Annotated in this window: 8 protein-coding genes, 1 tRNA gene and 1 pseudogene; 6 read left to right on the plus strand and 4 right to left on the minus strand. The window is 69.8% G+C overall.

Annotated features, from left to right (window positions below; all coding sequences use genetic code 11):
• The first annotated feature begins 270 nt into the window (after nucleotides 1–270).
• Complete coding sequence (locus tag V6M56_RS10030) at nucleotides 271–477, plus strand: hypothetical protein (RefSeq protein ID WP_332683325.1); 207 nt, start codon at nucleotides 271–273, stop codon at nucleotides 475–477.
• Nucleotides 478–561: 84 nt separating this feature from the next.
• Here the strand turns inward: V6M56_RS10030 and V6M56_RS10035 are convergent.
• Together V6M56_RS10035 and V6M56_RS10040 are read right to left on the minus strand one after the other, a co-directional pair.
• Nucleotides 562–636 (minus strand) — tRNA-Glu (locus V6M56_RS10035).
• Between the two features lie 151 nt (nucleotides 637–787).
• On the minus strand, nucleotides 788–1,924 hold the full coding sequence (locus V6M56_RS10040) for an alkene reductase (protein ID WP_332683327.1): 1,137 nt from the start codon (nucleotides 1,922–1,924) through the stop codon (nucleotides 788–790).
• Between the two features lie 179 nt (nucleotides 1,925–2,103).
• On the opposite strand from V6M56_RS10040, the gene V6M56_RS10045 reads away from it, so the two are divergent.
• The 4 genes from V6M56_RS10045 to V6M56_RS10060 all read left to right on the plus strand — a co-directional run bounded on the left by V6M56_RS10045 (nucleotide 2,104) and on the right by V6M56_RS10060 (nucleotide 4,665).
• Nucleotides 2,104–2,904 carry a ComF family protein gene (locus V6M56_RS10045; protein WP_332683329.1) on the plus strand — a complete coding sequence of 267 codons (801 nt, stop codon included), beginning with the start codon at nucleotides 2,104–2,106 and terminating at the stop codon, nucleotides 2,902–2,904.
• A gap of 46 nt (nucleotides 2,905–2,950) precedes the next feature.
• Nucleotides 2,951–3,208, plus strand: coding sequence for a glutaredoxin 3 (gene grxC, locus V6M56_RS10050; RefSeq protein WP_332683331.1), 258 nt, complete (start codon nucleotides 2,951–2,953; stop codon nucleotides 3,206–3,208).
• 25 nt (nucleotides 3,209–3,233) lie between these two features.
• A complete protein-coding gene (locus V6M56_RS10055) occupies nucleotides 3,234–4,097 on the plus strand; it encodes a carbon-nitrogen hydrolase family protein (RefSeq protein ID WP_332683333.1) in 864 nt (287 codons plus the stop codon).
• Nucleotides 4,098–4,170: 73 nt separating this feature from the next.
• Complete coding sequence (locus tag V6M56_RS10060; protein ID WP_332683335.1) at nucleotides 4,171–4,665, plus strand: DUF1178 family protein; 495 nt, start codon at nucleotides 4,171–4,173, stop codon at nucleotides 4,663–4,665.
• Nucleotide 4,666: 1 nt separating this feature from the next.
• On the opposite strand, the gene V6M56_RS10065 is transcribed toward V6M56_RS10060, so the two are convergent.
• Both V6M56_RS10065 and V6M56_RS10070 read right to left on the minus strand, forming a co-directional pair.
• A complete protein-coding gene (locus V6M56_RS10065; protein WP_332683337.1) occupies nucleotides 4,667–5,338 on the minus strand; it encodes an RraA family protein in 672 nt (223 codons plus the stop codon).
• A gap of 199 nt (nucleotides 5,339–5,537) precedes the next feature.
• The gene (locus V6M56_RS10070) at nucleotides 5,538–6,776 is read right to left on the minus strand and encodes an aminotransferase-like domain-containing protein (protein WP_332683339.1); all 1,239 of its coding nucleotides are present in this window, start codon (nucleotides 6,774–6,776) and stop codon (nucleotides 5,538–5,540) included.
• A 150-nt stretch (nucleotides 6,777–6,926) separates the two neighbouring features.
• Here V6M56_RS10070 and V6M56_RS10075 point away from each other — a divergent pair.
• Nucleotides 6,927–7,186: pseudogene (locus V6M56_RS10075) on the plus strand (mandelate racemase); the annotation flags it as partial.

Consider the following 7,186-nt stretch of genomic DNA (forward strand, 5'->3'; position numbering starts at 1 on the left):
AGAACACAAAAAGAGCGAAGGCGGCCAAGGTTATTTTGGCGTCCATGGGGATATTGTGCATCCATAGGCCTCTCGGTTCAAGGATGCATGCGCAGTAGAAGTCATGGATGACAGTCGAGTGACGCCAGGTGGCTTGAGCGCTGGGGGGCAAGAGCCGGCGGGCGATGTCAGGCCGGCATCGCGGCCATGCAAAAGCCTGATTTTGCCTGCTCTGACCGCAACCGGACCGGAGCAGACCGCAACCGGCTCACTTTTTTGGAAAACGCTGACATGCGCATGACTGCTCTGGCACTCGCCGCGACAACCCTCATCCTCGGCGCCTGCGGCAACACCGTCGAGCAGCGCATCGGCGGGGCAGCTGTTGGTGCCGGCACAGGCGCAATGGTCGCTGGACCGGTCGGTGCCGTCGTCGGCGGAGCCGCCGGCGCGCTCACCGGCCCCTCCGTCACCCGCACGGTACGCCGCGCTTCGCGCTGATCGGCAGATTTGCTGTAGGCAGGGCCAAGCAGCAGCGCTGGGACAGGAAGAGGGAAGAAGCCTTACAGGCTCAGTTGGCGCGAATGGCGCTCCCACGGGGAATCGAACCCCGGTTTTCGCCGTGAGAGGGCGACGTCCTGACCGCTAGACGATGGGAGCAGCGCGGCAAGGCCGTTCGTATAATCGCGCCTCGCGCCCGCCGCAAGCCCTTCCGTGAGCTTGCGGCAGAAAAGCTGCATGGGGCCCGCCGCGCAGGCTTCGCCATCGCTGCGCCGCCACCGGCGCCATCTTCGGCAAGGCTCGCGCCGCCTCACCCCGCCACTGGCGCGCCCGCCGGCCGGCCCAGCGCCGGATAGTCGGTATAGCCCTTCGCGTCGCCACCATAGAAGGTCGCCGCGTCGGGCTCGTTCAGCGGAGCGTCGAGGCGCAGCCGCTCGGGCAGGTCGGGATTGGCGATGAAGAGCCGACCGAACGCGACGAGATCGGCCTCGCCCTTCGCCACCGTCTCGACGGCGAGCGCGCGGGTGAAGCCGTTATTGGCGATGTAGGCGCCGCGGAAAGCTTTGCGCAGGGCCTGGTAGTCGAAAGGCAGGTAGTCGCGCGCCTCGCGCGTCGCCCCCTCGACGACATGGATGAAGCCGATGCCGCGGCGGTCGAGCTCCTGCACCAGATAGCCGAACACCTCCTGCGGATTGCGGTCGCGCGCATCATTGGCGGGGCTCACCGGCGAGATCCGGATGCCGACGCGCTCCTTCGGAAAGACCTTGGTCACCGCATCGACCACTTCCAGCGTCAGCCGGGCGCGGTTGGCGATCGAGCCGCCATAGGCGTCGTCGCGCTTGTTCGAGCCGTCGCGCAGGAACTGGTCGAGCAGATAGCCATGCGCGCCATGAAGCTCGACGCCGTCGAAGCCGGCCGCCTTGGCGTTCTGCGCACCCCGGACGAAATCGGCGACGATGCCGGGAATCTCGTCGAGCCGGAGCGCGCGCGGCTCGGAAACCTCGGCGAAGCCGCTCTCGATATAGGTCTTGGTCTTCGCCTGCAGCGCCGAGGGCGCGACCGGCGGCTGGTTGCCGGGCTGCAGCGAAAGATGGCTGACGCGGCCGACATGCCAGAGCTGCATGAAGATCACGCCGCCGGCGGCATGCACCGCGTCGGTCACCGTCTTCCAGCCGGCGATGTGCTCGTCGCGATAGATGCCCGGTGTCCAGATATAGCCCTGGCCCTGCTGCGAGATCTGCGTCGCCTCGGTGATGATCAACCCGGCGCCGGCGCGCTGGCGGTAATACTCGACATTGAGCGCATTCGGCGCATCATCATGCTTGTTGGCGCGGTTGCGGGTCAGCGGCGCCATCACCACGCGGTTCTTCAGTTCGAGATCGCCGAGGCGGAAGGGCGTGAACAGGGCGGGGAGCGAAGGGCTGGGCAAAGCACCGGAATGACTCATCTTGGCGATCCTTGTCGGGAAGCGGCCGGGCGGCCGGGTGGGACGGGAGCGGCACGCCGGCCTCCTGGCCGGGTGCGCGCCTTCCCGCTTGAGATAGGGCGAGCTTCGCCGATTGTTATGGGCTGGCAAGACCTCCCGGCGAGAAACGAAGATCCATCCTCCAGTCGGGCGCGGGCGGCATGAGCCTTCCGCAAACGCCGCCAGGGACGATGGCAATCCTCTCCGGCCGCGCGCTACACGCCGGCCGGCGCTGGTTCGGTGCCGGGCTAAAAGGCGTCATCGGACTGGTCTATCCGCCGGCTTGCGTCGCCTGCCGCGCCGCCACCGGCGAGGCGCAGGGGCTCTGCGCGCCCTGCTGGGCCGGGATGAGCTTCATCGAGCGGCCCTATTGCGAACGCCTCGGCACGCCTTTCGAGGTCGATCTCGGCGCCGGCCTCTTCTCGCCGGCGGCGATAGCCGACCCGCCGGTCTTCGCAAGGGCGCGCGCCGCCTGCCGCTTCGACGGTACGGCGCGCGAACTGGTGCACCGGCTGAAATATGGCGACCGGCTCGAGCTTGCCCTGATGCTGGGGCGGATGACGGCGCAGGCCGGGCGCGAGCTCGCCGCCGAGGCCGATCTCGTCGTGCCGGTGCCGCTGCATCGCTTCCGCCTGTGGACGCGCCGCTTCAACCAGGCGGCGGCGCTGGCCGAGGTGGTGGCCAGGCAGGCCGGCCTGCCCTGCGAGCGCCAGGCGCTGGCCCGCGTCAAGCGGACGCGGCAGCAGATCGGGCTGACGCGGGCGCAGCGGGCGGAGAACCTGCAGGGCGCCTTCAAGGTCGCGCCCGCCATGCGCGCCCGGCTCGAGGGCAGGCGGGTCCTGCTGGTCGACGATGTGCTGACCACCGGCTCGACCGCCAATGCCGCGGCCCGCGCCTTGCTGCGCGGCGGCGCCAGCGCCGTCGACGTGCTGACCTTCGCCCGGGTCGTGACGGAGGCGTGAGCGATCCCTATATAGCAGCGCAGAGGATGCGAACCGGATCAGGACGATGCCGCCAGTTACGATCTACACCACCAGCACCTGCCCCTATTGCCACGCCGCCAAGGCTCTGCTGAACAAGAAGGGCGTCGCCTTCGAGGAAATCGGCGTCGACGGCAAGCCCGAGTTGCGCCGGGCGATGACGGCCAGGGCCGGCGGACGCACCTCGGTGCCGCAGGTCTTCATCGGCGGGCGCCATGTCGGCGGCTCCGACGATCTTCACGCCCTCGACGCCGGCGGCAAGCTCGACGCCCTGCTGGCTGCATGAACGAGATTGCCATGAGGAGACGGCCATGACCCGCACGAGCTTCATCGCCGCCTGCGTCCAGATGCGCTCGACGCGCGACCCGCTGCGCAACCGCGACGATGCGGTGCGGTTGATCGGCGAAGCCGCCGCCGCCGGGGCGCAGTTCGTCCAGACGCCCGAGGTCACCAATCTCTGCGAGCGCGACACGAAGCGCCTGCGCGAGACCTGCCAGAGCGAGGAGGCCCATGACGTCCTCGCCGGCCTGCGCGAGGCGGCCCGCGACCGGAAGATCTGGCTGCAGATCGGCTCGATCTCGGTCCAGGCCGGCGAGAAGATCGCCAACCGCGCCTATATGATCGACCCCGAGGGCAACATCGCCGCCCGCTACGACAAGGTCCATCTCTTCGATGTCGACCTGCCCAATGGCGAGACCTGGCGCGAGTCGAACACCTTCAGCGGCGGCGAGCGCGCGACCCTGGTCGAGACGCCCTGGGGGCTGGTCGGGATGTCGATCTGCTACGATGTCCGCTTCCCCTATCTCTACCGCGCCGAGGCCGAGGCCGGTGCCTTCATGCTGACCGCGCCGGCCTGCTTCACGCGCCAGACCGGCGAGGCGCATTGGCAGGTGCTGCAGCGGGCCCGCGCCATCGAGAACGGCGCCTTCATGGTCTCGGCCGCGCAGGGCGGCCTGCATGAGGACGGCCGCGAGAGCTATGGCCATTCGATCATCGTCGACCCCTGGGGCCGGGTGCTGGCGGAAGCCGGCAACGAGCCGGGCGTGATCATGGCGGAGATCGATCTCGCGCTGGTCGCCGATGCCCGGGCCCGCATCCCGACCCTGCGGCACACCCGTTCCTTCGCGGTCGAGACCAGGCGCGCCGAGAGCCCGCAGCGCGACGCCGCCGAATGACGCGGCACAGCGGGCTTGGCGCGGCAGGCGCGCGGCCCCATCTCAGGTGCATCGCGCCCAAGCAAGAAACGACATGATCCGCTACGCCCTCATCTGCGACAATGGCCACGGCTTCGAGAGCTGGTTCGCCAGTTCCTCCGGCTTCGACGAGCAGGCGAAGCGCGGCCTGGTCTCCTGCCCGTTCTGCGACAGCGCCAGGATCGAGCGCGGCGTCATGGCGCCGGCCGTCGCACGCACCGACCGCGGCTCGCACCCGGCCGAGGCGGCCGAAACGCCCGCCCCTGCCGCTGCTGCATCCGCGCCGGCTGCGCCGGCTCCGGCCCCCGTTGCGCTGATGGGCGAGAAGGAAGTCGCCTTCCGCGCCATGCTGACCGCCCTGCACGAGCATGTCGCCAAGAACGCCGAGCATGTCGGGCCGCGCTTCGCGCAGGAGGCGCTGAAGATCCATCACGGCGAAGGCGAAGACCGCGCCATCTATGGCGAGGCGACGCCGGACGATGCCCGCATGCTGCATGAGGAAGGCGTCGAGTTCCTGCCGCTGCCGAAGCTGCCGGGCACCCGCAACTAGCTCAGAGCTTCTCCAGCGCCGGCACCTTGAAGGTCTCGACCGTCGAGGCGCCGGCGGCGAGCAGCTTCTCCCATTCGCCCTCGGCCTTGACCCGCGCCAGGCAGGGCGCGAGCTTCGCCTCGGCGAGCGCATGCGGCACGAAGACCAGCCCGTCATCGTCGCCGACGACGAGGTCATGCGGCTGGACCGCGACACCGCCGAAGACCACCGGCCCGTTGACGATGCCGCGCTCCATCGAGGACGGGCCGCGCGGCATGATCCAGCGCGCGAAGAAGACGAAATCGGGCCATTGCGAGACCGGCCCGGCATCGCGCACCGCGCCGTCCACGACGACGCCGGCAATGCCCTTCAGGCGCGCCGCGCCGCCGAGCAGGTCGCCGATCATCGCCGCGTCGCGCCGTCCGTCGGCCGCGACCACCACCACGTCGCCGGCCTGCGCCAGCGCGATGGCGTGGTGCACCGGGCCGTAATCGGCCGGCTCGCACCAGGCGGTGATCGCCTGTCCGACCAGCCGCTTGCCGGGTGCGAAGGGCCGGATCGGCCGGATGCGCGGATCGGCATGGCCGGAGCCGCCGAGCTGGTCGGCGATCACCGAGCTCGGCACCGCCTTCCAGGCCTCGACCAGCGCGTCGGGCAGGCGGGGATTGGCGGGCGTGGCGAGACGGGTCGGCATGGCGATGTTCCCCTGATTTCCGTTGGACTGGTTCGTTGAGACGCGCGTCATCCCGGGCAAGCGCAGCGCAGACCCGGGATCCATCGTAGAGCGGGGAGCCTTCCGATGGATTCCGGCGCTTCGCGGAGTTTATCCTTGGGCCGACCGAAGGTCGGACCCGAGGGCTGCGGCCGGAATGACGGTTGCCTAATGGATCTCGTCAAGCCGCCCGGCCGGGCCGCGCGGCGAGCTGGCGCCGGACCGCCTGCGCCAGCCGGCGCACGCCCTCGGTCAGCACCTCGGGCGCCGAGCGGGTGAAGTTCACCCGCATCGCGCTCTTCAGCGCCCCCTCGGGATCGAAGACGCTCGACGGCACGAAGGCGACCTTCTCCTGCAGGGCATGGGCATAGAGCGCGTCGGTATCGATCTCCGGCGTCCTCGCCCGCATCCAGACGAACATGCCGCCGGGCGGCACCTCCCATTCGAAACATTCGCCCAGATGCTCGCCCGCCGCCGCGCAGAGCGCATCGCGCCGCTCGCGATAGGTCGCGACGATTTGCGGGGTATGCTGCGCCTCGAAATCGCTCTCGATCATCTCCAGCGCCAGCGCCTGCGTCAGCAGGCTGGACGCGATGTCGGTCGACTGCTTGGCCAGCGCCAGCGCCGCGATCATCGAGGCCTCGGCGACGATCCAGCCGACGCGCAGGCCCGGCGCCAGGCTCTTCGACAGCGTGCCGAGATAGATCACCGGCCCGGCATAGGCGCCGTTCGGCTGGCGCGCGGCGTGATGAGCGAGGATACCCGGACCGGCCGGCCCGTCGAATTGCAGCGGCAGGTATGGATCGTCCTCGACCAGCCAGGTTCCCGCCGCCAGCACCTTGTCGAGCAGCGCGGCGCGCTCGGCCTGCGAGACGAGCACGCCGGTCGGGTTCGAATAGTTCGGCACGGCATAGACGAACTTGGCCTGCCGCAGCGCCGCGTCATGGCCGGGCCGCTGCAGGCTCCAGTCGAGCTTCTCATAGCGCGGCGCCCGCGGCCGCCAGGCGTCGAGCGCGCCGAGATAGGTCGGGAATTGCGAGACGATCAGCTCGCCGGGATCGACCAGCACCTTGCCGACGAGGTCGAGCCCCTGCATCGCGCCGGTGGTCAGCAGCACGTTTTCCGGGCCGAAGCGGCGCCCGCTGCTCGCCGAGACCCTTGCCGCGACCGCCGCCCGGAGCGCCGGAAGCCCCTCGATCGGTCCGTATTCGAAGATGGCGGAGCCCCAGCGCGTCAGCGACCGCTCGCTCGCCGCGGCGATGGCCTCGACCGGATAGAGCTCGGCTGCCGGCAATCCGCCGGCAAGGCTGACGAAATCCGCCTGGCCGCCGATCGCCATGAACTGCTGGGTGATGCTGTTGCCGGTGGAGAGCCAATGGGCGAGCGCCGGACGGCCGGCGCTCGGTTCGGAAACGGTCATGCTGCTCCCTGCGACTGCGGATGATCGCCGCGACCCTACAGAGCCTGCCGCCCTCGCGAAACCGCCGCGGGCGCATGGCGCCGCCCCGGCGCGGCAGTGGCCAGCCGGTGCGGGCCGGGGCATAAGCGCGGGAAAAGGGAGCAGAGCAGCATGCGCATCGTTGACGTCCGCGAGATCACGCAGCCGATCGCCTCGCCGATCCGCAACGCCTATATCGACTTCTCCAAGATGACGACGAGCCTGGTCGCCGTCATCACCGATGTGGTCCGCGACGGCCGCCGCGTCGTCGGCTACGGCTTCAACTCCAACGGCCGCTATGGCCAGGGCGGGCTGATCCGCGAGCGCTTCGCGCCCCGCCTGCTAGACGCGGACTGGCGCGAGCTGCTCAACGAATCCGGCGACAATCTCGA

It is taken from the genome of Allobosea sp. (genome assembly GCF_036675845.1).
GTDB lineage: Bacteria > Pseudomonadota > Alphaproteobacteria > Rhizobiales > Beijerinckiaceae > Allobosea.

What these genes read in the sequence shown, in the direction of transcription:
- V6M56_RS10030 (WP_332683325.1), top strand. Translation starts at nt 271, where the DNA reads ATGCGCATGACTGCTCTGGCACTCGCCGCGACAACCCTCATCCTCGGC.
- V6M56_RS10040 (WP_332683327.1), bottom strand. Translation starts at nt 1,924, where the DNA reads ATGAGTCATTCCGGTGCTTTGCCCAGCCCTTCGCTCCCCGCCCTGTTC.
- V6M56_RS10045 (WP_332683329.1), top strand. Translation starts at nt 2,104, where the DNA reads ATGAGCCTTCCGCAAACGCCGCCAGGGACGATGGCAATCCTCTCCGGC.
- grxC (WP_332683331.1), top strand. Translation starts at nt 2,951, where the DNA reads ATGCCGCCAGTTACGATCTACACCACCAGCACCTGCCCCTATTGCCAC.
- V6M56_RS10055 (WP_332683333.1), top strand. Translation starts at nt 3,234, where the DNA reads ATGACCCGCACGAGCTTCATCGCCGCCTGCGTCCAGATGCGCTCGACG.
- V6M56_RS10060 (WP_332683335.1), top strand. Translation starts at nt 4,171, where the DNA reads ATGATCCGCTACGCCCTCATCTGCGACAATGGCCACGGCTTCGAGAGC.
- V6M56_RS10065 (WP_332683337.1), bottom strand. Translation starts at nt 5,338, where the DNA reads ATGCCGACCCGTCTCGCCACGCCCGCCAATCCCCGCCTGCCCGACGCG.
- V6M56_RS10070 (WP_332683339.1), bottom strand. Translation starts at nt 6,776, where the DNA reads ATGACCGTTTCCGAACCGAGCGCCGGCCGTCCGGCGCTCGCCCATTGG.